The following is a 24,374-nucleotide window of genomic DNA, read 5'->3' on the forward strand; positions in this document are numbered from 1 at the left end:
CCCGCTCAGCCTTCCTGCGCCGGGGTGAACCAGACGGCGCCCAGCGGGGGCACCCGCACGACGGCCGAGGCGGGCAGCCCGTCCCAGGGCACCTCCTCGGCCACCACCGAGCCCAGGTTGCCCACCCCGGAGCCGCCGTACTCGGTGGCGTCGGTGTTGAGCACCTCGTCCCAGCGGCCGGCGTGCGGGAGACCCACCCGGAACTCCTCGTGCGGGCCGCCGGAGAAGTTCACGACCACCGCCACCGTGCCGCCGGCGGAGTGGGGTGCCTCGGCGAAGCGCAGGAAGCTGATGACGTTCCCCGCCGCGTTGTCCGCGTCGATCCACCGGAAGCCGTTCGGCTGGTGGTCCACCTGCCACAGGGCCGGCAGCTCGGTGTAGCGGGCGTTGAGATCGCGCACCACCTGCTGCACGCCGTGGCGCAGCGGGTCGCCGGAGATGTCGAAGTCCAGCCCCGAGCCGTCCGACCACTCCCGCGGCACACCCAGCTCGTTGCCCATGAAGAGCAGCTGCTTGCCGGGGTGGGACCACATGAACGCCAGGTAGGCGCGCACCCCGGCGTACTTCTGCCAGGTGTCACCGGGCATCTTCGCCACCAGCGAGCCCTTGCCGTGCACGACCTCGTCGTGGCTGATCGGCAGCACGTAGCGCTCCGAGTAGGCGTAGACCATGGAGAAGGTCAGCTCGTGGTGGTGGTGCTGCCGGTGGACCGGGTCCTTCTGCACGTACTGCAGCGAGTCGTGCATCCACCCCATGTTCCACTTCATGGAGAAGCCCAGACCGCCCTCGTGGGTGGGGGCGGTGACGCCCGGCCAGGCGGTGGACTCCTCGGCGATCGTCACGATGCCGGGGTGCAGCCGGTGCGCGGTGGCGTTGGTCTCCTGGAGCAGCTGGACGGCCTCCAGGTTCTCCCGGCCGCCGTACTGGTTCGGCGCCCACTGGCCCTCCTCGCGGGAGTAGTCCAGGTAGAGCATCGAGGCCACGGCGTCCACGCGCAGGCCGTCGAGGTGGAACTCCTCCAGCCAGTACAGGGCGTTGGCCACGAGGAAGTTGCGCACCTCGTGCCGGCCGAAGTCGAAGACGTGGGTGCCCCAGTCGGGCTGGTCGCCGCGACGCGGGTCCGGGTGCTCGTAGAGCGGCTGCCCGTCGAAGCGGGCCAGCGCCCACTCGTCCTTCGGGAAGTGCCCGGGCACCCAGTCCACGATCACGCCGATCCCCGCGGCGTGCAAGCGGTCCACCAGGTGACGGAACTCGTCCGGCGTGCCGAAGCGGGAGCTCGGCGCGTAGTAGCCGGTCACCTGGTAGCCCCAGCTGGGGCCGTAGGGGTGCTCGGCCACGGGCATGAGCTCCACGTGGGTGAAGCCCATCTCCTGCACGTAGTCCACGAGCTCGTCGGCCAGCTCCCGGTAGTCCAACCCCTGCCGCCAGGAGCCGAGGTGCACCTCGTAGGTCGACATCGGCCGGGTCTGCGGGTCGGTCTCCGCCCGGTCGCGCATCCAGCGATCGTCGGTCCACGCGAAGGCGGCCGCGCTGGAGTCGTCCACGATCGAGGCGGTCGCCGGCGGCACCTCGGTGCGGCGCGCCATCGGGTCGGCCTTGGTGAGCACCTGCCCCTCGGCGGTGGTGATGCGGAACTTGTACCGCTCCCCGGCGCCGATGCCGGGCACGAACAGCTCCCAGACCCCGGAGGACCCCAGGGAGCGCATGGCGTGCGCCCTGCCGTCCCAGTGGTTGAAGTCACCCACCACCTGCACCCCGCGGGCGTTCGGGGCCCACACGGTGAAGGCCACTCCGGTGGAGTCGCCCATCGGTCCGGGGGCGGTGCGCACGTGGGCGCCGAGGAAGGTCCACAGCTGCTCGTGGCGGCCTTCGGCGAAGAGATGCAGGTCCATCTCGCCGACGGTCGGCAGGTGGCGGTAGGGGTCGTCCTGGGTGATCGGCTCGCCGAGCGAGCCGTCGGCGGTGGGCCAGGAGACCTCGAGCCGGTAGTCGCACGGGTCCACGCCGCGCAGGTGCGCGCCGAAGACGCCCTCGGCGCGGTGCGGCAGCTCGTGGCGGCTGCCGTCGGACAGCACGGCCACGACGCGGCGGGCGTCGGGGCGCAGGGCCCGGACCACGACACCGTCGGAGACCGGGTGCATGCCGAGCGTGGCGTGCGGGTCGTGGGCCCGTCCGCGGCTGAGGCGGTGGGCCTCCTCGCGGGTGATGTGCGCGGGGTCGGAGTGCGTCAGGGCCAGGTGCATGCGGGTGGCTCCGCCCTGCGCCTCCCCACCGGGGGCGGGGGTCTCCTCGGGATCCAGCGGGATGTCCAGGAGGCGCTCCAGCCCGGCCACCGGGATGCCCACCCACTCGGTACGGTTCTGGGACTCGTAGGCCACCTCGTAGCAGGCCTTGTCCACCTCCAGGGCGTCCAGCAGTGCCTGCGGGGCCAGGGAGTCCTCCCCGGCCACGGCCGTGTACCCCTCGAGGAAGGCCGCCCGGACCCGCCGGGCCCAGGTGGTCACTCGCTCGGCCTCGGCGGGGTCCGCGGCGGCCACGGTGCCGGCCACGTAGTCGAAGGACCGGAGCATGCCGGCCAGGTCGCGCAGCGGCAGGTCGTACGCGCGCCGCTCCTGGACGGGGCGGAGCGGCTCGCCCTCGAAGTCGATGACCACCCAGCCGCGGTTCGGGACGTCCATCACCTGTCCGAGGTGGAGGTCGCCGTGGATGCGCTGCAGCGCCGGCCAGGGCAGGTCGGCCAGGGCGTCGATGCGTGCCCGCGCCTCCGCCTGGAGCGGGGCCAGGCGGGGAGCCTGGGCGACCGCCCGGTCGAGCCGGTCGTGGAGGCGACGCAGCAGCTCGGCGCGGTGCTCCTCGTCGGGCTCCACGGTGCCCAGGGCAGCCGCGAGGTCCTGGTGGACGCTGGCGGTCACCTCGCCGAGGCGGCGGGCCCGCTTGCGGAAGCCCCGTCCCTCCCGGCAGGCGGCGAGGGCCACGCGCCAGGCGTCGTCCACGTCGCCGAGGTACTCGTTGGCGAAGGCGAGCTGACCGGTGACCTGCCCCTCGCCCTCGGTGTCGGGCCAGGTGCCGTCGATCGCCCCGATGGGCGTGGGGATGTAGTCCGAGCCGTGCTGGGCCAGCTGCATCTGCAGCTCGATGTCCGGGTTCTTGCCCGGCTGGAGCACGCGGAAGATCTTCACCGTGGCGCTCTCGCGGCGCTGCCGCTTGAGCCCACCGCCCATGGTGGTCACGGCGATCGTGGTGTTGGACTGCTCGCCGGTGAGCACGCGGGCCCCGGTCACCACGTAGGGCGGCTTGTAGGCACGGCGGCGCTTGAGCGGGGTGCCGGTCATGGTGCACACGCCCTGTCCGTAGCTCGTCTCCCGGTCCGACATCGCCATGATCGAGGCGGCGTAGGCCGGGTCGTGCGCACCGTCGTAGACCAGGCCGGTGGCCTCCGGGTCCTCCGAGAGGCCCAGGGCCGCCAGGCGGATCTCGCCGAGCAGGGCCTTCTTCGCCCCCTTGAGCTTGGCGGTGCGGATGGTCAGCGGCACCTGGTAGATGGTTGCCGGGGAGCTCGCACGGTCGGCCACGAAGAGGGTGGAGAGCGCCACGCTGGTGCCCTCGGGGTCCACCACGTCGCCCATCCGGACGGTGCCGATGCGCTGCAGCCGCGGCTCGTGGGTCCGGCCGACGAACCACCGCTGCCGCGGCATCCACTCGGTGAGGAGGTGCTTCAGGGTGCTCGGGCTCATGCGTCGCCTTCCGGGCTGCTGTCAGGGGTGGGGGCGGGGGCGGTCCGGTGCAGGCCGAACCAGAAGAACTGGCGCGAGCCGAGGGTCAGGTGGACCGACCCCTGCTCGTCGAGGGAGGGGAACCCGCGGCCACCGAAGAGGTCGACCAGCTCGGTGCCGGCGTGGCCCGCGCCCAGCTGGAGGTGCACGCCCTGCGGGCGGCCGGAGAGGTTCATGACGCAGAGGATCTCGTTCTCGCCCACCACGTGGACGTCCTCGTCCAGGGTGGCCGGGTCGATCCAGCGGGTGAAGCCCAGCACGGCGGGGTTGTCCCCCTCCACCACGGTGAAGTCCCCGAGCCCGAAGACGCTGTGCTGCTTGCGCAGGGCGAGCATGCCGCGGGTCCAGTGGAGCAGCGAGTGGCCCTGAGCCATCTGCGACTCGACGTTCACCGCCGTGTGGTTGTAGGCCAGCGACTGGACCACCGGGAGGTAGAGCTTGCCCGGGTCGGCGTCGGAGAAGCCGGCGTTGCGGTCCGGGGTCCACTGCATCGGGGTGCGCACGGCGTCGCGATCGTCCAGCCAGATGTTGTCGCCCATGCCGATCTCGTCGCCGTAGTACAGGCAGGGGGAGCCGGGGAGGGCCAGCAGCAGCGCGTTGATGAGCTCGATCTCGGCGCGGGAGTTGTCCAGCAGCGGGGCCAGCCGGCGGCGGATGCCGACATTGGCCCGCATCCGCGGGTCCGGGGCGTACCAGCCGTACATGGCCGCCCGCTCCTCGGAGGAGACCATCTCCAGGGTGAGCTCGTCGTGGTTGCGCAGGAAGGTGCCCCACTGGCCGCCGCTCACGGGGATCTGCGGGGTCTCGGCGAGCACGTCGACGATCGGGGCGGCCTTCTCCTCCCGCAGCGCGTAGTAGAGGCGCGGCATGACGGGGAAGTGGAAGCACATCTGGCACTCGGGGCGCTCCGGGGTGCCGAAGTAGTCGACCACCTCGTCGGGCATCTGGTTGGCCTCGGCCAGCAGGATGCGCCCGGGGTACTCGCGGTCCACCATCTCCCGCAGGTCGGCGAGGATCTCGTGGGTCGCGGGGTCGTTCTCGCAGCTCGTGCCCTCGGTCTCGATGAGATAGGGCACGGCGTCGAGGCGGAAGCCGTCGATGCCCAGGTCGAGCCAGAAGCGCACGACGTCGAACATCGCCTCGCGGACGGCCGGGTTCTCCCAGTTGAGGTCCGGCTGGTGGGAGAAGAAGCGGTGCCAGTAGAACTGGCGGCGGACCGGGTCGAAGGTCCAGTTCGACTCCTCGGTGTCCACGAAGATGATGCGCGCCTCGGCGTACTTCGTGTCGTCGTCGGACCACACGTAGAAGTCGCCATAGGGGCCGTCGGGGTCCGAGCGGCTGGCCTGGAACCACGGGTGGGCGTCGCTGGTGTGGTTCATCACCAGGTCGGTGATGATCCGGATGCCGCGCTCGTGCGCCTGGGAGACCAGCTCGGTGAACTCCGGCAGGGTGCCGAACTCCGGGAGCACCGCGGTGTAGTCGGCGATGTCGTAGCCGCCGTCGCGCAGCGGGGAGGCGTAGAAGGGCGGGAGCCAGAGGCAGTCCACGCCGAGCCACTGCAGGTAGTCCAGCCGCCGGGTGAGCCCGGAGAAGTCCCCGGAGCCCGACGCGGTGGAGTCGTCGTAGGCGCGGGTGAGGGCCTCGTAGAAGACGGCCGTGCGGTACCAGGTCGGGTCGTGGCGCAGACCGGGCTGGTGCAGCTCCATCGGGTTCATCGGAGGACCTGCGCGAGGTGGATCGGGGTGCTGTCGATGCCGACCCGCACGTACTGGTGGGCGCCCCACTCCCAGGTCTCCCCGGTGACGGCGTCGTGGACGGTGAAGGTGCTGTCGGGCTCCAGGCCGAGGGCGGGCAGGTCGAGGTGCACCGTCGCCTCGACGGTGGTGTGCGGGTTGAGATTGGCCACCACGAGGACGACGTCCTCGGTGCGGACCCCGCGCTCGTCGGTGAGGGTGCGGCGCTTGGAGTAGGCGATGACGTCGCGGTGGTCGGTCTCGTGGAAGTGGAGGTTCCGCAGCCGGGCCAGGGCCGGGTGGGCGCGGCGGAAGTCGTTCACCATCCGCAGCCAGCCCGACAGGTCCGGTCGGTCACCGGCTTCCGGCGTGCCGTCGATCTCCCACCGCCGGTCGACGTACTGGTACTTCTCGTTGTCGAGGTGCTCCTCGGCCCCGGGCCGGGCGACGGACTCGCAGTGCTCGTAGCCGGCGTAGATGCCGTAGGTGGGCACGAGCGTGGCGGCCAGTGCCGAGCGCAGCCGGTGCGCGGTCTCGCCGCCGTGCTGCATGAAGGGGGTGAGGATGTCGTGCGTGGTCGGCCAGAAGCTGGGCCGCATGTAGGCGGCCGCCGGCCCGGCGAGCTCCCGGCAGTACTCGGTGAGCTCCTCCTTGTCGTGCCGCCACGCGTAGTAGGTGTACGACTGCTGGAAGCCGACCTTGGCCAGCGTGTGCATCATCGCCGGACGGGTGAAGGCCTCGGCCAGCCAGATGGTCTCCGGGTGGGTGCGGCGCACGTCGCCGATCAGCCACTGCCAGAGCTCGACCGGCTTGGTGTGCGGGTTGTCCACCCGGAAGATGCGGATGCCGTGGTCGAGCCAGACGCCGATGACGCGGCGGATCTCGGCGGCCAGGCCGGTGGGGTCGGTGTCGAAGTGCAGGGGGTAGATGTCCTGGTACTTCTTCGGCGGGTTCTCGGCGTAGGCGATGGACCCGTCGGCCCGGGTGACGAACCACTCGGGGTGCTCGCTCACCCAGGGGTGGTCGGGGGAGCACTGCAGGGCGAGGTCCAGCGCCACCTCCAGGCCGAGCTCGGTGGCGCGGGCCACGAAGGCGTCGAAGTCCGCCCAGTCCCCGAGGTCCGGGTGGAGGGCGTCGTGACCACCCTCGGCGGAGCCGATCGCGTAGGGCGAGCCGGGGTCCTCCGGGCCGGCCTCGAGGGTGTTGTTCGGACCCTTCCGGTGCGTGCTGCCGATGGGGTGGATCGGCGTGAGGTAGACGACGTCGAAGCCCATGTCGGCGATCGCCGGCAGGCGTTCGGCGGCCGTGGCGAAGGTGCCGGAGGTCCACTCACCGGTCTCCGGGTCCTGCCGGGCACCCTCGGAGCGGGGGAAGAACTCGTACCAGGCGCCGGCCAGGGCCAGCTCCCGTTCCACCCAGAGGGGAGTGCGGGGGGAGCTCGTGACGAGCTCGCGCAGCGGGTAGCGGGCCAGGGCGGTGCGGACCGCGGGGGAGGTGGCGGCGGCCAGGCGCTCGCCGGCCGGGGTCCCGGTGTCCTGCAGGGCGGTCAGCGCGGCGCGCACCGTCTCGAGGGCCTCGGGGCGGGTGGGGGCCGGGCTCCCCGGAGCGGCGGCCGAGGGGGCGGTCGGCTCGGTCGTCGGGTGGCCGGGGGCCGCCACGAAGGGGGCGCCGTCGGCCACGGCCTCGAGGGCCCGGGTCAGGACGATCCCACCCTCGGCGAGCATCAGCTCCACGTCGATCCCGGCCTCCACCTTGACGGTGGCGTGGTGCGCCCACGTGGCGTACGGGTCCGACCAGCCCTCGACGCACAGGGACCAGGTGCCCGGCTCACCGGCAGCCACCTCGGCCGCCCAGGCGTCGAGCCCCCGGTTGGTGCACTCCAGGGCGGTCCGGTGCTCGCTGCCGTCGGGGGCCACGAGCAGGGCGGTGGCGTTCACCGCGTCGTGCCCCTCGCGGAAGACGGTGGCGGTGACGGGGAACTCCTCGCCGACCACCGCCTTGGCGGGGCGCGCCCCACCATCGACCACGGGGTGGACGTCGAGGACGGGGATGCGACCCAGCGGGGTCTGGCCGTCGTGGGCGAAGGGGCGCGCGATGGTGCTCACGCTGCTGACCCTAGGGGAAGAAGGGGCCCCGGAACACCGCTGGGCGCGAGTTGTGGTCGGGGTCTCGCACCCGGGAGACCTACACTGCGCGGCGTGATCCCCGCTCTGACCACCGCGCTCTTCGCGGTCCTCGTCCTGCTGACCCTGGTCGCCCTGGTCTACGTCGTCGTCGGACGCCCGGTCGACAACCTCGTCCTGGGGGTCACCGGCCTCACCGGCCTGGTGCTCCTCGTGCAGACCGTGGTGGGTCTGGTGATGGGGGTGCGCACCGAGCACGACATCCCGTTCTGGGAGTTCGCCGCCTATCTGGTGGGCATGCTCGTCATGGTGCCGATCGCCTTCCTGTGGGCCGTCGCCGAGCGGGACAGCCGGTGGGGGATGGGCGTGCTGGCTATCGCCGGCATCAGCCTGCTGGTCATGGCCGAGCGGCTCGTGGCCATCTGGTACCAGTTCCCGACGGTGACCGGCTGATGGCGCCGCGCGCGCAGGACGGTGCGACCACCGCGGCCCCAACCCCTCCAGACACCGCTCCCGGCGCCCGGCCCCAGGGCCGGCTCGCCGCGGGCTTCGGGCGGGTGCTCGTCGCGGCCTACGCGGTGCTGGCCCTGGCGGCCACCGGGCGGTCGATCATGCAGCTGGTGGCCTACTTCGAGCGGGCCCCGCTGGCCTACCTGCTCTCCACCGTGGCCGCGCTGGTCTACCTGGTGGCCACGGTGGCGATGGTCGTCGGTGGCCCGCGGGGGCGCGCAGTGGCCCGGGCAGCGGTGACCTTCGAGCTCGTGGGGGTGCTGGCCGTCGGCGCGGTGAGCCTGCTGCACCCGGAGTTCTTCCCCGACGAGACCGTCTGGTCGGACTTCGGCGCCCAGTACGGCTACGTGCCGCTCGTGCTGCCGGTGCTGGGGCTGTGGTGGATCACCCGCGGCGCAGACTCCACACGATGACGCTGGGGCCGCTCACCGGCAGCGCCTGACCGGGCTGCGGGTCCGCGTCGCTGTCGGGGTGGTCGGGGTGCTCCCAGGCGGCGGACCACTCCAGGGTCGCCCGGGTCAGGTCGCCCAGCTGCGGGAGGACGACCTCCCCGGCGCCACCGGCGTGCAGGGCGATGACGACGGCGGCCTCGTCGCCGTCCTCGACCTCGTCGGCCGGGGGGACCAGGGCCACGGTCACGCTCCGCCGGGCCGGGTCGGCCCACTGCTCACCGGTCATGGGCTGGCCGTCCTGGGCGAACCAGGCCGCCTGCACCTGGGCGACGCCCCCGGGACGGCCGAACTGCTCGTCGAGCGGCTCGGAGAGCTGCTCCGCGAGCTGCTCCGCGTCGCCCTCCGGGGTGGGGCTCCACGGGGCGTAGAAGCGCTGGTGGCCGATCGCGGCGAAGCGGCGGCGCAGCTCCAGCAGGCGGCGCGTGGTCTCCAACAGGTCGGTCTGCCAGGTCTCCCAGCCCCAGTCGAGGGCTGCGTCCTCCCGGTTCTCCGGGGTGAGGGCGTAGAGGTTGTTGTTGCCGCCCTGGGTGCGGCCGAACTCGTCACCGGCGGTGAGCATCGGCGTGCCCGTGGCGAGGATCGTGGTGGCGAGCAGGTTGCGCATCGAACGGCGGCGGGCAGCCGCGACGACGCGGCCCTGCTCGGTGTCCGGGACCGGGCCCTCGACACCGTGGTTGGCCGAGCGGTTCTGGTCCGAGCCGTCCCGGTTCTCCTCGCCGTTGGCCTCGTTGTGCTTGTGGTCGTAGGCGGTGAGGTCGTGGAGCGTGAAGCCGTCGTGGGCGGTCACGAAGTTCACCGAGCTGGTGGGCAGCCGTCCGTGGTGGTCGAAGAGGTCCGAGGAGCCGGAGAAGCGGGTCGCCAGCTCGCTGATGGTGGCCGCCCCGGTGAGCCAGAAGTCCCGGGTGGCGTCGCGGAAGCGGTCGTTCCACTCGGCGAAGGGAGGCGGGTAGGAACCGGTCTGCCAGCCGCCGGGGGAGACGTCCCAGGGCTCGGCGACGAGCTTCACCCCGCTGAGCACGGGGTCGGTCCGCAGCGCCACGAGCAGCGGGTGGTCACGGCGCCAGGCGCCCCGCTCGTCACGGGCGACGGCCGAGAGCAGGTCGAAGCGGAAGCCGTCCACGTGGTACTCGGTGACCCAGTGCCGCAGCGAGTCCAGGACCATCCGCAGCGTGTCGGGGTCGTTGGTGTCCACGGTGTTGCGGCAACCCGTGTGGTCGACGTCCCGGGCCACGTCGTCCAGCCGGTAGACGCCCCGGGCGTCCAGGCCGCGCCACGAGTAGGTCGGACCGGCGGCCATCGACTGCTCGCAGGTGTGGTTGTAGACCACGTCGAGGATCACCTCGAGACCGGCGGAGTGCAGGGCGCGGACCATCCCCCGGAACTCGTCGACCACCGCCAGCGGGTCGTCGGTGGCCGCGTACCCGGGGTGCGGGGCGAACCAGCTCAGCGAGTTGTACCCCCAGTAGTTCTCGTGGCCGCGGGCCATCAGCTCGGTCTCCGAGGCCTTCGCGTGCACCGGCAGCAGCTCGATCGCCGTGGCGCCCAGGTTCCGGTAGTGCTGCAGGACCGCCGGGTGGGCGAGGCCCGCGTAGGTGCCGCGCAGCTCCTCGGGGAGGTCGGGGTGGCGGGCGGTGAGGCCCTGCACGTGGCCCTCGACGACCACCGTGTCCCGCCACGGGGTCCGCAGCGGCTCGTCCCCCTGCCAGTCGAAGGCCGGGCCGTCGGCGGGCACCACGTTCCACGGCACGGCGTCGCCGGAGTCCACCTCGCTGCGCTGGGCGCCCCCGTCGACCGGCTCCAGGGAGTCGTCGACCGCGTGGGCGAAGATCTCCGGGCCGAGCCGGGGCTCACCGGTGACGACCGTCCCGTAGGGGTCGAGGAGGCGCTTGGCCGGGTTGAACCGGTGGCCGGCGGTCGGGTCCCACGGGCCGTCGGCGCGGAAGCAGTAGCGGGTGCCGGCGGGGACGTCCTGGACGTGGTCGAACCAGGCTCCGTGGACCCGGTGCCGCAGCGGCTCGCGGCGCTCGGAGCCGTCGGGCTGCTGCAGGCACAGCCAGACCGCGGTCGCGTCGGGGGCGACCACGCAGACCTCCACGGGGTCGACGGCGGCACCGGCCGCGGGTCCGCTGAGGCGACGCAGGCCGGGGGCCGGGGCGATGTCGGGGGAGGGGCCGGGGAGGGGAGCCATGGGAGAAGCGTAGGAAGTGCAGCGCCCTGCTTCCGCAGGCCCGTCCAGTGGCGCTGGTCACAGCAGGTAGTTTGGTGGCCATGACTGATCCGACGAACCTCCCGAACTTCCCGATGGGCGACGACGCCGCGGGTGGTCAGACCCCCCAGCTGATCGACCAGGTGAAGGAGCGCCTGGAGGCCGACGGCATGAAGCCGCAGGTCGACAAGGACGGTGACATCGGCTTCGACGTCCAGGGGCAGACGATGTTCGTCCGCGTCACCGAGGGTGATGTCGACATCATGCGCGTCTTCGGCCAGTGGCAGATCGGCAGCGACGTCCCGCAGGACGTGGGGCGCTGGCTGCAGAACACCAATGACATCACCCTGGGCGCCAATGTCATCAAGATGGGCATCGTCGGCAGCACCCTCGTCGTCTCCGGTGAGCACCTGATGCTCAAGGGCGACAGCCCCTCGCCGCGTCTCCAGCTGACCGTCAACATGATCATGCAGGCGGTGCAGATCTGGCACGAGAACGTCATGAAGGACGACGTCCAGCACGCCACCGCCGCCCCCATCGGCAACCCCGGCCCGGCCTCTCCGGGCGCCGCCGCCCAGCAGCAGGGTCAGGCCCCCGGCGGCCTGCAGGGCGTCGAGCCCGGCGCCCGCGGCGGCTCCTCCTCTTTCAGTCTCAACCTGGGTGACGACGCCCAGGGCAACGAAGGGAACAACGCATGATCGATCAGATCACCGAGCTCGTCCGCCTCGAGGTCGCCGACGGCATCGGCACCATCCGCCTCGACCGCCCCAAGATGAACGCCCTGAGCGTGCAGCTGCAGGACGAGATCGCCATCGTCGCCCAGCAGGCTGCCGAGGACCCCGAGGTGCACGCCGTCGTGGTCTACGGCGGCGAGCGCGTCTTCGCCGCCGGTGCGGACATCAAGGAGATGCAGCAGATGTCCTACGCGGACATGATCGCCCGCGCCTCCAAGCTGCAGTCCTGCCTGACCGCCATCGCGCAGATCCCCAAGCCGACCGTGGCCGCCATCACCGGCTACGCCCTCGGTGGTGGCTGCGAGCTGGCCCTGGCCTGCGACTTCCGCGTCGTGGCCGACAACGCCAAGCTCGGCCAGCCGGAGATCCTGCTCGGCGTCATCCCGGGTGCCGGCGGCACCCAGCGCCTGCCGCGCCTCATCGGCACCGCCAAGGCCAAGGACCTCATCTTCTCCGGCCGCCACGTGGACGCCGCCGAGGCCCTGGAGATCGGTCTGGCCGACGAGGTCGTGCCGGCCGAGGAGGTCTACACCAAGGCCGTGGAGCGCATGACGCAGTACGTGGGTGGCCCGGCCATCGCCCTGCGCGCCGCCAAGGAGTCCATCGACCGCGGTGTCGAGGTGGACCTCACCACCGGCCTGGAGATCGAGCGCATCGCCTTCGCCGGTCTGTTCGCCACCGAGGACCGCCAGCTGGGCATGGACTCCTTCGTGGAGAACGGCCCCGGCAAGGCCAAGTTCGTCGGTCGCTGAGTCGACGCGGCCCGATCGGGGCGAATCCGTGCTGATCTGAGCCGAACCGCACGCCATCCCGCGGAAAGCGCGGAGTGACGTGCGACACTGGGAGGGTGTCCCGCTGGTCGGGGCACCCTCCCAGCAACCACCGGGCGCCGCGCCGCGAGCAGCCCGACAGAAGCCATGAGAGAGGCGATCGATGAACATCGTCGTGTGCGTGAAGCACGTCCCGGACGCCCAGGGTGACCGGGCCTTCGGTGAGGACCACCTGACCGACCGGAGTGGCGACGGGCTGCTCTCGGAGCTCGACGAGTACGCCGTGGAGGAGGCCCTGAAGCTCACCGAGGGGCAGGACGACGCCCGCGTCACCGTGCTCACCATGGGCCCGGCCGACGCCGAGGAGGCCGTGAAGAAGGCCCTCCAGATGGGCGCCACCGAGGGCGTGCACGTCACCGACGAGGCCCTCGCCGGCTCCGACGCGCTGTCCACCGCGCTCGTCCTGGCCGAGGCCGTCAAGAAGGTCGACGAGGTCGACCTCGTGCTCTTCGGCATGTCCTCCACCGACGGCACCATGGGTGTCGTCCCCGCCATGGTCGCCGAGCTGCTCGGCGTGCCCGCGGTGACCCTGGCCAACAGCCTCGAGTGCTCCGGGGAAACCGGTGGCACCATCACCATGAAGCGTGACACCGCCGAGGCCACCCTCACCGTGGAGGCCACCCTGCCGGCCGTCGTCTCGGTCACCGACCAGATCAACGAGCCGCGCTACCCGAGCTTCAAGGGCATCATGGCCGCCAAGAAGAAGACCATCGAGTCCTGGGGCCTGGCCGAGCTCGGCCTCGACCCGGCGCTGGTGGGCTCCGCCAACGCGTGGGCCGTGGCCGACGGCGCGGACAAGAAGCCGCCGCGCGAGGCCGGCGAGATCATCACCGACGAGGGCGACGGCGGCGCGAAGCTGGCCGAGTTCCTCAAGCAGCGCAAGTTCATCTGACCCCAGCGACCACAGGAGACCGAGACATGAGTGAAGTTCTGGTTCTGGTCGACCACTCCGCCGGAGAGGTCCGCAAGACGACGGGGGAGATGCTCACCGCCGCCCGCCGCATCGGGGAGGCCTCCGCGGTCTTCGTCGGTGAGGGTGCCGAGGCCGCCCAGCCCGCGCTGGCCGGCATGGGCGCGGCGAAGGTGTACGCGCTGAACGCCCCCGAGCTCGACGAGTATCTGGTGGCCCCGACCGCCGAGGCGCTGGCCCAGCTGGTGCAGCGCACCGGGGCGGCCGCCGTGGTGCTGCCCTCCACCCCGGAGGGCAAGGAGATCGCCGGTCGGCTGGCCGTCATGACCGCCTCCGGCGTGATCACCGACGCGATCGACCTGCAGGCCGGTGAGGGCGGGGTCCAGGTGACCAAGTCCGTGTTCGCCGGTGGGTGGACCACCACCTCCCACGTGGCCAAGGGCGTGGCGATCGTGACCCTCAAGCCGAACTCGGTGACCCCCGAGCCGGCCGAGGGCGCTGCCGCCGTGGAGTCCGTGGAGGTGGAGTTCTCGAACGTGGCCCGCGGGGCGCGCATCGTGTCCTCCGAGGAGAAGCAGGCCTCCGGTCGCCCGGCGCTCACCGAGGCCGCGATCGTGGTCTCCGGTGGTCGTGGCACCAGCGGTGACTTCGGCCCGGTCGAGGCCTTCGCCGACTCGCTCGGTGCCGCCGTGGGTGCCTCGCGCGCCGCGGTGGACTCCGGCTGGTACCCGCACTCCACGCAGGTGGGGCAGACCGGTGTCACCGTCTCGCCGCAGCTCTACGTGGCGGCCGGCATCTCCGGTGCGATCCAGCACCGCGCCGGCATGCAGACCTCCAAGACGATCGTCGCGGTGAACAAGGACGAGGAGGCGCCGATCTTCTCGATGGTGGACCTCGGCATCGTGGGCGACCTGTTCGAGGTGCTCCCGCAGGCCACCGAGAAGGTCAACGAGGCCAAGTGACCCCGGGGGTGGCCGCTGGTCGCCCGGGCCGCGGAGGCCGCTGAGCCCCCGGCCCGCCGCCCCAGCACCCCCAGAACGGCACCGGTCCGCATCTCAACAGTCGAGATGCGGACCGGTGCCGTTCTGGCAACCGGCCGACACCCGAGATGCGCACCGGTGTCCTCCTCGGCACAGCGGACCCCTTCTCCTCGGCCCAGCCCAGCCCTCAGATGCGGACCGGTGCCGCTCTCGTGGCCTGCGGGGCGGGAGGTGCGTACCGGTGCCGCGGTCGACGGTCGAGGTGCGGACCGGTGTCCCTCTCGGGGGAGGGTGACGGTCGAGATGCGGACCGGTGCGCACCTGGGCCCGCGGCGTGGGGATGCTCACAGCCCCCGGCGTTCCGATTGCGAGGCCTCGGGGGATGGGCGAACAATGAAGGCATGACCGAGAACGCGAACGCCAAGACCGTGTACTTCCTGACCTCCGCCGAGGGCATCGAGGCCTCGGAGCTCACCGAGCCGTGGAAGGCCGTCACCGAGGCCGGTCACAGCGCGAAGCTCGTCTCGCCGGAGGGTGGCGAGGTGGAGCTCGTCCACCATGGTGACCCGGCGGGCACCCGCACCGCGGACCTGACCCTGGCCGAGGTGGACGCCGTGGACATCGACGCGCTCGTCCTGCCCGGCGGCGTGTTCAACCCCGACACGCTCCGTCAGGACAAGACTGCCGTCGCCCTGGTCAAGCAGGTCCACGAGGCCGGCAAGCCGGTGGCCGCCATCTGTCACGCCCCGTGGGTCCTCGTCGAGGCCGACCTGCTGAGGGGCCGCCGCGCCACCGGTTACACCTCCATCGAGACCGACGTGCGCAACGCCGGTGCCGAGTGGGTGGGCGACCAGGAGGTCGTCGTCGACGGGAACCTCATCACCAGCCGCAATCCCGACGACCTGCCCGCCTTCAACGGGGCGGTCCTCGAGGCGCTCGAGCACGGCGGTGCCGCGCCGCAGGGCTGAGCCACGGGGGCACGTCCTCCTGATCCACGAGGGGCCGACCGGGCACATCGGTCGGCCCCTCGTGCGCGGCGCCTAGAATCCGGGCATGGCTCAGATCACCACGCCCCGCCCCGCCCAGGGAACGCTCGAGCTGCTGCCCCGGGAGCAGATCGCGTTCAACCGCATGGCCGACGTGATCCGCCGCCACTTCGAGGCCGGGGGCTTCCTGCCCATCGAGACCCCCGCCTTCGAGCGCACCGACGTGCTGCTCACCAAGTCCGGTGGCGAGACCGAGAAGCAGGTCTACTTCGTCCAGTCCACCGGTGGTCTGGCCAACGATCGCGAGGCCGTGGCGTCCGGTGAGGAGGCCGGCCTGCCCGATCTGGCCCTGCGCTTCGACCTGACCGTCCCGCTGGCCCGCTATGTCGCCCAGCACGAGGGCCGGCTGACCTTCCCCTTCCGCCGTTTCCAGATGCAGCGCGTCTACCGCGGGGAGCGCCCGCAGCGGGGCCGCTTCCGGGAGTTCGTGCAGTGCGACGTCGACATCATCGGCAAGGACACCCTCTCGGTCCGCCACGACGCCGAGCCGCCGGCCACCATGCACGCGATCTTCCGTGAGCTGGACTTCGGCCCGTTCACGATCCACCTCAACAACCGCCGCCTCCTGCGCGGCTTCTTCCACAGCCAGGGCGTCACCGACGAGGCCCAGCCGCTGGTGCTGCGCGAGGTGGACAAGATCGACAAGCGCGGCACCGAGTGGCTGCGCGAGGAGCTCACCGGTGAGCGCTTCGGCCTGGCCGGCGAAGTGGTCGACGCGATCGTCGAGTTCGTGGGAACCCGCACCAGCACCCACGCCGAGGCGCTGGAGGTGCTCGCCGGGCTGGAGGGCCGCGACGAGGAGCTCGACGCCGGCGTGGCCGAGCTGCGCGAGGTCCTCGAGCTGCTGCGCCACATGGGGCTGCCGGAGAGCGACTACTGCCTGAACCTGGCGATCGCCCGCGGCCTGGACTACTACACCGGGACGGTCTACGAGACCTTCCTCGACGAGCACCCGGAGCTCGGATCCATCTGCTCCGGTGGCCGCTACGAGAACCTCGCCGGCGCCTACACGAAGTCCTCCCTGCCCGGCGTGGGCATGTCGATCGGCCTCTCGCGCCTCTTCTGGCAGCTCATGGACAACGGGATGGTCTCCGACGAGCCGTCCACGGTGGAGGTCCTCGTCCCGCTCGTGGCCGACGAGCTGCTGCCCGAGGCGCTGGGCCTGGCCACCGAGCTGCGGGCGGCCGGTCTGCGGGTGGAGTCGGTGCTGGAGCCGGCGAAGATGGCCAAGCAGTTCAAGCACGCCGACCGGTCCGGTATCCGCTTCGTCGCGGTGCTCGGCCAGCGGGAGCTGGAGGCCGGGGCGGTGACGGTCAAGGACATGGTCCGTGGCGACCAGTACGAGGTGCCGCGGGCCGAGCTCGCGCAGTCGCTCCGCGTCGAGCTCGCCCAGCCGGTGGTCACCGCGGCGGAGTGATCCTCCGTCCGGCGGGTCGACCCGCCGGACGGCCCCCGCACGACGAGGCCCGCCCCGGGGAGGGGGCGGGCCTCGTCGTCGCGGCCGGACCGCCACCGGCCTGCGGGGTCCTGCTCAGCGGGAGCCGTCGGCGTCGGTCGCTCCCTGCTGCGCGTGGGCCTTCGCGTCGTCCGCCTCGCCCCCGGGGTTGTCCGCCGCCTGCCCGGCCCGCACGGCGGCCTCGATGCGGGCGCCGATCTCGGCGTCCACGGCCTTCCAGTAGTCGAAGGCGCGCTCGAGCACCTCACCGTGCACGCCGCCCAGCAGGTGGCCGGCCACGGTGTCCACGAAGCGCTCGCGTTGGGCGTCGTCGAAGACCTCCCGCACGAGGATGCCGGGCTGGGTGAAGTTGTCGTCCTCCGCGCTGCGCACGGTCTGTGCGCGGCGCACCAGGTCGCCGGAGACCGGGAAGGAGTCCTCGGCCGGGCCGGTGCCGTCGGAGTAGGGGGTGCCCTGGGTGTTGGCCGCGTAGGTCGCCGCGTCCCCGGAGTGGTCGTAGGCCATCGGGCCGTCGTAGGTGTACGTGTGGCCCGCGGTGCGCGGCCGGTTGACCGGCAGCTGCAGGTAGTTCGGGCCGATGCGGTGGCGGTGGGTGTCGGCATAGGAGAACACCCGCCCGAGCAGCATCGTGTCGGGGGAGAGGCCGATGCCCGGGACGGTCGCCGAGGGGTCGAAGGCCGCCTGCTCGATCTGCGCGAAGAAGTTCTCCGGGTTGCGGTCCAGGGTCATGACGCCGACCTCGTGCAGCGGGTAGTCGGCGTGGGAGACGGTCTTGGTGACGTCGAAGATGTTGGTGCCGTAGGTGAAGCCCTCCTCGAAGGGGATCACCTGCACCGAGAGCGTCCAGCGGGGGAAGTCGCCGCGCTCGATGGCCTCGAAGAGGTCCCGGCGGTGGACGTCGGCGTCCTCGCCGGCGACCTGCGTGGCCTGGTCGCCGGTCATCCCCTCGACGCCCTGCTGGGAGTGGAAGTGGTACTTCACCCAGAACTTCTCGCCGGCCTCGTTGATCCACATGTAGGTGTGGGAGCCGTAGCCGTTCATGTGGCGGTAGGTGCGCGGGATGCCCCGGTCGCCCATGAGGTAGGTGACCTGGTGGGCGGACTCGGGGTTCATGGTCCAGAAGTCCCACTGCATCTGGTTGTCGCGCAGGCCGCTGGCGCCGCGTCGCTTCTGCGAGCGGATGAAGTGGGGGAACTTCATGGCGTCGCGGATGAAGAAGATCGGCGTGTTGTTGCCGACGAGGTCGTAGTTGCCCTCGGAGGTGTAGAACTTCAGCGCGAAGCCGCGCGGGTCGCGCCAGGTGTCGGGGGAACCCATCTCACCGGCCACGGTGGAGAAGCGGGCGAGCATCTCGGTGGTGGTGCCGGGCTGGAAGACCGCCGCCCTGGTCCACCGGCTCACGTCACCGGTGACCTGGAAGGTGCCGAACGCGCCGGAACCCTTGGCGTGCACGACGCGCTCGGGCACGCGTTCCCGGTCGAAGTGCGCCATCTGGTTCACGAAGTGCGCGTCGTGCAGGACGATCGGGCCGTCCTGGCCGGCGCGGAGGGACTGGCGGTCGGAGGGGGCGGGGGCGCCCCAGTCCGTGATCGACCCGGAGGCGTCGGCCGAGGCCGGACGCGGGTCCTGGGCGTCGGCCGGGTCGCCGGGGGCGGGGGAGTTCTCGTAGGTGGTCATGCACCCATCGTGGCAGCCGGTGGGCTCGGCAGCATCCGCTGGGGCGGGGGCTGGTGAGGCATCTCACCGACCACTGGTTCGGCGCGACTGTCACAGCGTGCTAGCGTGCTACTACATTGATACATGGAGCGGCGACGCCGACACGGCCCCGATCCCGCATCCGGACCCACTCACCACGACACCCAGGAGGCACGGCGTGAAGCGACGCCAGGGAGGGCGCAGCACCGAGGAGGTGCTCCGCGAGCTCACCGATGTCCTCACGGCCATGGCCGACCCGGTCGAGACGGCCGCCTTCCTGGAGGACCTCTGCACGCCGGCCGAGCTCGAGGCCCTCGCCGACCGGTGGGCCGTCGTCCCGCTCCTGCAGCAGGGCATGAGCTATCGCGCCATCCACGAGGCCACCGGGGTGTCGGTGACCACGGTCGGTCGGGTGGCCCGCTGCCTCGAGGGCGGCGCGGGTGGGTACGTCGCGGCCCTGCGACATCGCGACACCGCCCCCGCCACCTGAGCCCCTTGTTCTCGCGCGTCCCGCGCCTCGCCGTCCTTCCCCCACCGCCCGCACCCGCGGGCCCAGGAGACCCCCGTGCCCCCCATCGCTGCCCGTGAACCCCGCGACCGCCTGCGCGTCGCCATCCAGAAGTCCGGCCGCCTCGGCGACCCGGCTCGTGACCTCCTGAGCGCCGTCGGCCTCACCTGGCGGGAGAGCCGCGACCGGCTCTTCTGCTTCGGGGAGGGACTGCCGATCGACCTCCTGCTCGTCCGCGACGACGACATCCCCGGGCTGCTCACCGAGGGGGTGGCCGACTTCGGCATCCTCGGTCGGAACGTACTGGCCGAGACCGGCCTGGACGGCACCGCCCCCGGCCTGGAGGAGGTGCGCCAGCTCGGGTTCGGCCCCTGCCGCCTGGCCATCGGGGTGCCCGAGGGCTGGGACTACGAGGGGCCCGCCCAGCTGGAGGGTCTGCGCATCGCCACCAGCTACCCGGCGATCACCCAGGACTGGCTGCGCCGCCACGGGGTGGACGCCCGGACCGTGACCCTCAGCGGCTCGGTGGAGATCGCCCCCAGCCTCGGCCAGGCCGACGTGGTCTGCGATCTCGTCTCCTCCGGGGGCACCCTGCGTGCCAACAGCCTCAAGCCGGTGGAGACCCTGCTGGAGAGCGAGGCCGTGCTGGCCGCGCCCCCCGGCCGCCCCGAGGGCGTGCGCGGGGAGCTGGCCGACCTGCTCCTGCGCCGCCTCGACGGCGTGCGCCGCGTGGCCGACTCCAAGGTGCTCACCGCCCGGGTGCCCCGCGGGCGGGTGGCCGAGCTGGTGGGGCTCCTGCCCGACGCCGAGGCGCCGATCCTCACCCCCGCCCTGGAGCTGGGTCCCGATGGACCGACCGACTCCGGCATGTTCGCCGTCCAGGCCCTCTGCCACGGCGAGGTGTCCTGGGCCGTGCTCGAACGGCTGAAGGCCGCCGGGGCCGAGGGCCTCACGGTCCTCCCGGTCGAGGGGATGCTCGTCTGATGCGCGTGCTGCGATGGAACGAGCTGGACGCGACCGCCCGGACCGAGGCGCTGCGCCGCCCCGCCCAGGTGGTGGGCCAGGAGGTGCGGGCCACCGTGGCCGACATCCTCGAGGCGGTGGAGCGCGAGGGTCTGGCGGCCGTCGTGGACGCCACCGAGCGCCTCGACGGCATCCGGCGGGAGGACCCGCTGCTCACCGAGGGCGAGATCGACGCGGCCGTGGCCCGGGTCCCGGCCGAGGTGCGCGCCGCCATCACCGCGGCGGCGGACAACCTGCGGGCCTTCCACGCCCCGGGCGGGTACACGCCCTATCTCCGCGAGGTGGTCCCCGGCCTGGTCTGCGAGCGCGCGGTCCGCCCGGTGCGCACCGTGGGTCTCTACGTGCCGGCCGGCAGCGCCCCGCTGCCCAGCACCGCGCTCATGCTGGGGGTCCCGGCCGTGCTGGCCGGCTGCCCCGAGATCGTGGTCTGCACCCCGCCGACCGCCGACGGGGGTGCCGACCCCACCGTGGTGGCCTCCTGCGTGGAGCTCGGTCTGCGGCGGATCGCCGTCGTCGGGGGTGCCCAGGCGGTCGGGGCGATGGCCTTCGGGGCCCCGACCGGCCAGGAGGGGCAGTCCGGCGGCATCCCGCGCTGCGACAAGATCTTCGGGCCGGGCAACACCTTCGTCACCGAGGCCAAGCGCCAGGTGGCCGGTCTGCAGGGCGGCCCCGGCATCGACCTGCCGGCGGGCCCCAGCGAGCAGCTGGTCATCGCCGACTCGGGCGCCGACCCGGTCTGGGTGGCCGCCGACCTGCTCAGCCAGGCCGAGCACGGCCCGGACTCCCAGGTGCTCTGCGTGAGCGACGACGGGAAGCTCCTCGACGCCGTGGCGGCCGAGCTGGACCGGCAGGCCGCCGAGCTGCCCCGGGAGGAGACGGTCCGCGCCGCCCTGGAGGCCTCCCGGCTGGTCCTCACCCGCGATCTGCAGGAGGCGGTGGCGGTCTCCAACGAGTACGCCCCCGAGCACCTCATCCTCGCCGTCCGCGCGCCGCGCGCCCTGCTGGACGACGTGGAGGTGGCCGGGTCGGTCTTCCTCGGTGACCACACCCCGGAGTCGCTGGGCGACTACTGCTCGGGCACCAACCACGTGCTGCCCACCAGCGGCGCGGCCCGGTACACCGGCGGGGTCACGCTGGCCAGCTTCCAGCTCTCGATGACGGTCCAGTCCGCCACCCCCGCGGCGCTGGGGGAGATGGGCCCCACCGCGGTGACCCTGGCCCGGGCGGAGGGCCTGGAGGCCCACGCCCGTGCGGTGACCCGCCGCCTGGAGGGGGACGCCCGATGAGCGCGAACCAGCCCTCGGACCAGCCCGCGGGCCAGCCCGCCGCGGCCCCCGCGGCCAGCCAGTCCTTCCCCGCCGCCTACCTGCGCGCCGACCTGCTCGGCTTCACCGGTTACGCCAGTGCCCGCCGGGTGCGGGCGACCGAGCACCAGACGGACGCGCCACCGGCGTCGGGACCGGAGCGGGTGCCCCCCGTCGAGCGCATCTGGCTCAACGCCAACGAGGCCGCCGAGCCGAACGCCGCCGACCCGCAGGCCACCACCCGCCGCTACCCGGACGGTCAGCCGGTGCTGCTCCGCGAGCGGCTCGCCACGCTCTGGGGAACCGCGGCGGACGAGCTGCTCGTGACCCGCGGGAGCGACGAGGCGATCGACCTCCTCGTGCGCACCGCCTGCGAGCCCGGACGGGGCGCGATCGTCACCACCACCCCGACCTTCGGCATGTACGCGGTGGCGGCCCGGCTGCACGGGTGCTCCGTGGTGGACGTGCCGCAGACCCTCGAGCCCGACCCGTCCGAGCCCGCCCACCAGTGGGCCCGCCTCGACCTCGCGGGCGTGCTCGACGCCGTGGAGGAGTCCGGGGCCGGGCTGGTCTTCGTGGCCACGCCGGGCAATCCCACCGGCCAGTCGCTGCCCACGATGGCGCTGACCCGGCTGGCGACCGCCCTGGAGGGCCGGGCGCTGCTGGTGGTCGACGAGGCCTATGCCGACTTCGCCGGGACCCCCTCGGCAGCGGGGCTGCTGCGGGAGCACGAGAACGTCGTGCTCCTGCGCACCCTGAGCAAGGCCCACGGGCTGGCCGGGGCCCGCATCGGTGCAGTCCTGGCCCGGCCGGAGCTCATCGAGCTGCTGGGCACGGTCATCCCGCCCTATCCGCTCGCGGCGCCCGCCACCGCGCTGGCCGAGGCGGCCACCGAGCCGGACGCGCTGCGGGACACCACGGAGCGCGTGGAGCGGATCGTCGCCGAGCGGGAGCGGATGACCGGCGCCCTCACCGGGATCGTCCGGGAGGGCGCCGGTGAGAGGGGGCAGGCCGTCGAGCAGGAGGCCCTCGACGAGGCGCCCCGCCCCGGCTCGCTGCGACTCACCGCGCTGCTGCCCTCGGCCGCCAACTTCCTCACGGTCCGCTGTGAGGACCCCGAGGCCGTCTTGATGGTCCTCGACGAGGCCGGGGTGGTGGTGCGCTCGCTCGCCTCCCACCCGGGCCTGGCCGACGGGGTGCGCATCACCCTCGGCACCCCCGACCAGAACGACCTCGTCCTGAGCCAGCTCAGCAAGGAGACCCCATGACCACGCCCCTGCTCCTCGTCGACCGCGACGGCACGATCATCGCCGAGCCGGCGGACCACCAGGTCGACGCGCTGTCGAAGGTGCGCTTCTTGGAGGGCGTCGTCCCGGCCCTGCGCCGCATCAGCGAGGCCGGGTGGGACCTGGTGATGGTCTCCAACCAGGACGGCCTGGGCACGGACGCCTTCCCGCAGGAGGACTTCGACGCCCCGCACGCCCTGGTGATGCAGGTGCTCGAGAGCCAGGGGGTGCGCTTCCGGGAGGTCCTCATCGACCCGACCCGGCCGGAGGACAACGCCCCGACCCGCAAGCCGGGTGTCGGGATGCTGGTGCACCTGCTCAAGGACCACGGCATCGACTGGACCCGCACGGCCGTGGTCGGCGACCGGGACACCGACGTGCAGCTTGCCGAGAACCTCGGGGTGACCGCCTACCAGCTGGCCACCGAGGAGGAGCTCGGCGGCACCTGGACCTGGGAGGGCATCGCCCACGACCTGCTCGACGCCCCGCGCCGCGCCCACGTGGAGCGGGTGACGAAGGAGACCCGCATCGTCGTGGACGTGGACCTCGACGACCCGCACCCGGCGCGCGTCTCCACCGGGCTCGGCTTCTTCGACCACATGCTCGACCAGCTCGGCAAGCACGGCGGGTTCGGCCTGGCGGTGAGCTGCGAGGGCGACCTGCACATCGACGAGCACCACACCGTGGAGGACACGGGGCTCGCCATCGGCCAGGCGATCCGCGAGGCGCTGGGGACCAAGCGCGGCATCGGGCGCTACGGCTTCACCCTGCCGATGGACGAGTCGCTCGCCCAGGCCGCGGTGGACGTCTCCGGGCGCCCCTTCCTCGTCTTCGACTGCGAGTTCACGCGCCCGATGGTGGGGGATCTGCCGACCGAGATGGTGGAGCACTTCTGGCGCTCCTTCTGCGAGGCGGCCGGCATCACCCTCAACCTGAGGGTCGAGGCGGAGAACGACCACCACCGCGTCGAGGTCGGCTTCAAGGCCGTCGCCCGGGCGCTGCGCCAGGCCCTCGCCCGCACCGGTGGGAACGACCTTCCGAGCACCAAGGGCATGCTGTGAGCCCGGGCTCCCCGAATGTCGTCCTGGTGGACGCCGGTGGGGCGAACATCGCCTCGGTGCGCTTCGCCCTGCAGCGTCTCGGCCTGGACGCACCACTCACCGCCGACCCCGCCCGGATCCGGGCGGCCGACCGGGTGATCCTGCCCGGGGTCGGGGCCGCCGGGGCCGCGATGCGACGGCTGCGCGAGCTCGGTCTGGTGGAGCTGCTGCGCTCGCTGGAGCAGCCGGTGGCCGGTGTCTGCCTGGGCCTGCAGCTGCTCTTCGAGTCCTCCACGGAGGGCGAGGACGGGCGGTCGGCCGGATCCCCGACCGAGTGCCTCGGGCTGGTCCCGGGGGAGGTGCGGGCGATGACCCCGGCCCCCGGTGTGCGGGTGCCGCACATGGGATGGAACGTGCTCGCCGCCGGCCCGGCGCTGGACGGACCGGCCGGTCAGGACGAGGCCGGCCGGCGCGTGGCGGCCCTGCTGCGCGGGGCCGGTGCGGGCGCCCCGGCCGGTGCGGGGGGCGCGGAGCCGCGGGCGTACTTCGTTCACTCCTACGCCGCGGAGGTGTCCGAGCACACCCTCGCGGTGACCACGCACGGTGCACCCTTCGCCGCGATGGTGCGGCGCGGCGACGTGTGGGGCATGCAGTTCCACCCGGAGCGCTCCGGCTCCCTGGGCGCCGGCCTGCTGGCCGCTTTCTGCGGCGTGCCGGGCCCGACGCCCGGGTCTGGCGGGGCGAGATGACCTGTGACGAGACAAG

Annotated in this window: 19 protein-coding genes; 14 read left to right on the forward strand and 5 right to left on the reverse strand. The window is 72.6% G+C overall.

The window, feature by feature from the left end; genetic code table 11:
* Positions 1-5 precede the first annotated feature (5 nt).
* From glgB to CFT82_RS08015, 3 genes are read right to left on the reverse strand one after another with little or no spacing between them, the layout of a single operon-like run.
* Entirely contained in the window at positions 6-3,734 is a 3,729-nt protein-coding gene (gene glgB, locus CFT82_RS08005) for a 1,4-alpha-glucan branching protein GlgB (RefSeq protein ID WP_088818555.1), read from the reverse strand.
* Complete coding sequence (gene treS / locus CFT82_RS08010) at positions 3,731-5,488, reverse strand: maltose alpha-D-glucosyltransferase (protein WP_088818556.1); 1,758 nt, start codon at positions 5,486-5,488, stop codon at positions 3,731-3,733. The genes glgB and treS overlap by 4 nt, the downstream gene beginning before the upstream one ends.
* On the reverse strand, positions 5,485-7,611 hold the full coding sequence (locus CFT82_RS08015) for an alpha-1,4-glucan--maltose-1-phosphate maltosyltransferase (RefSeq protein WP_088818557.1): 2,127 nt from the start codon (positions 7,609-7,611) through the stop codon (positions 5,485-5,487). The genes treS and CFT82_RS08015 overlap by 4 nt, the downstream gene beginning before the upstream one ends.
* 93 nt (positions 7,612-7,704) lie before the next feature.
* Here CFT82_RS08015 and CFT82_RS08020 point away from each other — a divergent pair, with 93 nt between their 5' ends.
* Together CFT82_RS08020 and CFT82_RS08025 are read left to right on the forward strand one after the other, a co-directional pair.
* Entirely contained in the window at positions 7,705-8,082 is a 378-nt protein-coding gene (locus CFT82_RS08020; RefSeq protein WP_088818558.1) for a hypothetical protein, read from the forward strand.
* Complete coding sequence (locus CFT82_RS08025; protein WP_234994354.1) at positions 8,082-8,552, forward strand: hypothetical protein; 471 nt, start codon at positions 8,082-8,084, stop codon at positions 8,550-8,552. The genes CFT82_RS08020 and CFT82_RS08025 overlap by 1 nt, the downstream gene beginning before the upstream one ends.
* Here CFT82_RS08025 and glgX read toward each other — a convergent pair.
* Positions 8,524-10,779: a glycogen debranching protein GlgX gene (gene glgX / locus CFT82_RS08030; protein ID WP_234994355.1), complete on the reverse strand. Its 2,256-nt coding sequence runs from the start codon at positions 10,777-10,779 to the stop codon at positions 8,524-8,526. The two genes, CFT82_RS08025 and glgX, sit on opposite strands and share 29 nt — an antisense overlap.
* Before the next feature lie 80 nt (positions 10,780-10,859).
* On the opposite strand from glgX, the gene CFT82_RS08035 reads away from it, so the two are divergent.
* The 6 genes from CFT82_RS08035 to hisS all read left to right on the forward strand — a co-directional run bounded on the left by CFT82_RS08035 (position 10,860) and on the right by hisS (position 16,714).
* Positions 10,860-11,495 carry a T3SS (YopN, CesT) and YbjN peptide-binding chaperone 1 gene (locus CFT82_RS08035; RefSeq protein ID WP_088818559.1) on the forward strand — a complete coding sequence of 212 codons (636 nt, stop codon included), beginning with the start codon at positions 10,860-10,862 and terminating at the stop codon, positions 11,493-11,495.
* On the forward strand, positions 11,492-12,283 hold the full coding sequence (locus tag CFT82_RS08040; protein WP_200815098.1) for an enoyl-CoA hydratase/isomerase family protein: 792 nt from the start codon (positions 11,492-11,494) through the stop codon (positions 12,281-12,283). The genes CFT82_RS08035 and CFT82_RS08040 overlap by 4 nt, the downstream gene beginning before the upstream one ends.
* Positions 12,284-12,464: 181 nt before the next feature.
* Entirely contained in the window at positions 12,465-13,253 is a 789-nt protein-coding gene (locus tag CFT82_RS08045) for an electron transfer flavoprotein subunit beta/FixA family protein (protein WP_088818560.1), read from the forward strand.
* Between the two features lie 26 nt (positions 13,254-13,279).
* The gene (locus CFT82_RS08050; protein WP_088818561.1) at positions 13,280-14,233 is read left to right on the forward strand and encodes an electron transfer flavoprotein subunit alpha/FixB family protein; all 954 of its coding nucleotides are present in this window, start codon (positions 13,280-13,282) and stop codon (positions 14,231-14,233) included.
* A 419-nt stretch (positions 14,234-14,652) separates the two neighbouring features.
* On the forward strand, positions 14,653-15,219 hold the full coding sequence (locus CFT82_RS08055) for a type 1 glutamine amidotransferase domain-containing protein (RefSeq protein ID WP_088818562.1): 567 nt from the start codon (positions 14,653-14,655) through the stop codon (positions 15,217-15,219).
* 85 nt (positions 15,220-15,304) lie between these two features.
* Entirely contained in the window at positions 15,305-16,714 is a 1,410-nt protein-coding gene (gene hisS, locus CFT82_RS08060) for a histidine--tRNA ligase (protein ID WP_088818563.1), read from the forward strand.
* A 114-nt stretch (positions 16,715-16,828) separates the two neighbouring features.
* Here hisS and CFT82_RS08065 read toward each other — a convergent pair whose 3' ends face one another.
* Complete coding sequence (locus CFT82_RS08065) at positions 16,829-18,430, reverse strand: catalase (protein ID WP_088818564.1); 1,602 nt, start codon at positions 18,428-18,430, stop codon at positions 16,829-16,831.
* Positions 18,431-18,626: 196 nt separating this feature from the next.
* Here CFT82_RS08065 and CFT82_RS08070 point away from each other — a divergent pair, with 196 nt between their 5' ends.
* The 6 genes from CFT82_RS08070 (at position 18,627) to hisH (ending at position 24,358) form a co-directional block, all read left to right on the forward strand.
* A complete protein-coding gene (locus CFT82_RS08070; protein ID WP_234994356.1) occupies positions 18,627-18,938 on the forward strand; it encodes a YerC/YecD family TrpR-related protein in 312 nt (103 codons plus the stop codon).
* A 75-nt stretch (positions 18,939-19,013) separates the two neighbouring features.
* On the forward strand, positions 19,014-19,940 hold the full coding sequence (gene hisG / locus CFT82_RS08075) for an ATP phosphoribosyltransferase (RefSeq protein ID WP_088818565.1): 927 nt from the start codon (positions 19,014-19,016) through the stop codon (positions 19,938-19,940).
* The gene (gene hisD, locus CFT82_RS08080; RefSeq protein ID WP_088818566.1) at positions 19,940-21,265 is read left to right on the forward strand and encodes a histidinol dehydrogenase; all 1,326 of its coding nucleotides are present in this window, start codon (positions 19,940-19,942) and stop codon (positions 21,263-21,265) included. Before hisG ends, hisD begins: the two co-directional genes overlap by 1 nt.
* Positions 21,262-22,551, forward strand: coding sequence for an aminotransferase class I/II-fold pyridoxal phosphate-dependent enzyme (locus CFT82_RS08085; RefSeq protein WP_088818567.1), 1,290 nt, complete (start codon positions 21,262-21,264; stop codon positions 22,549-22,551). Before hisD ends, CFT82_RS08085 begins: the two co-directional genes overlap by 4 nt.
* Positions 22,548-23,630 carry a bifunctional histidinol-phosphatase/imidazoleglycerol-phosphate dehydratase HisB gene (gene hisB, locus CFT82_RS08090; protein WP_088818568.1) on the forward strand — a complete coding sequence of 361 codons (1,083 nt, stop codon included), beginning with the start codon at positions 22,548-22,550 and terminating at the stop codon, positions 23,628-23,630. Before CFT82_RS08085 ends, hisB begins: the two co-directional genes overlap by 4 nt.
* The gene (hisH, locus tag CFT82_RS08095) at positions 23,627-24,358 is read left to right on the forward strand and encodes an imidazole glycerol phosphate synthase subunit HisH (protein WP_088818569.1); all 732 of its coding nucleotides are present in this window, start codon (positions 23,627-23,629) and stop codon (positions 24,356-24,358) included. The genes hisB and hisH overlap by 4 nt, the downstream gene beginning before the upstream one ends.
* Positions 24,359-24,374: the final 16 nt, after the last annotated feature.

Source organism: Kytococcus aerolatus (assembly GCF_900187395.1).
GTDB lineage: Bacteria > Actinomycetota > Actinomycetes > Actinomycetales > Dermatophilaceae > Kytococcus > Kytococcus aerolatus.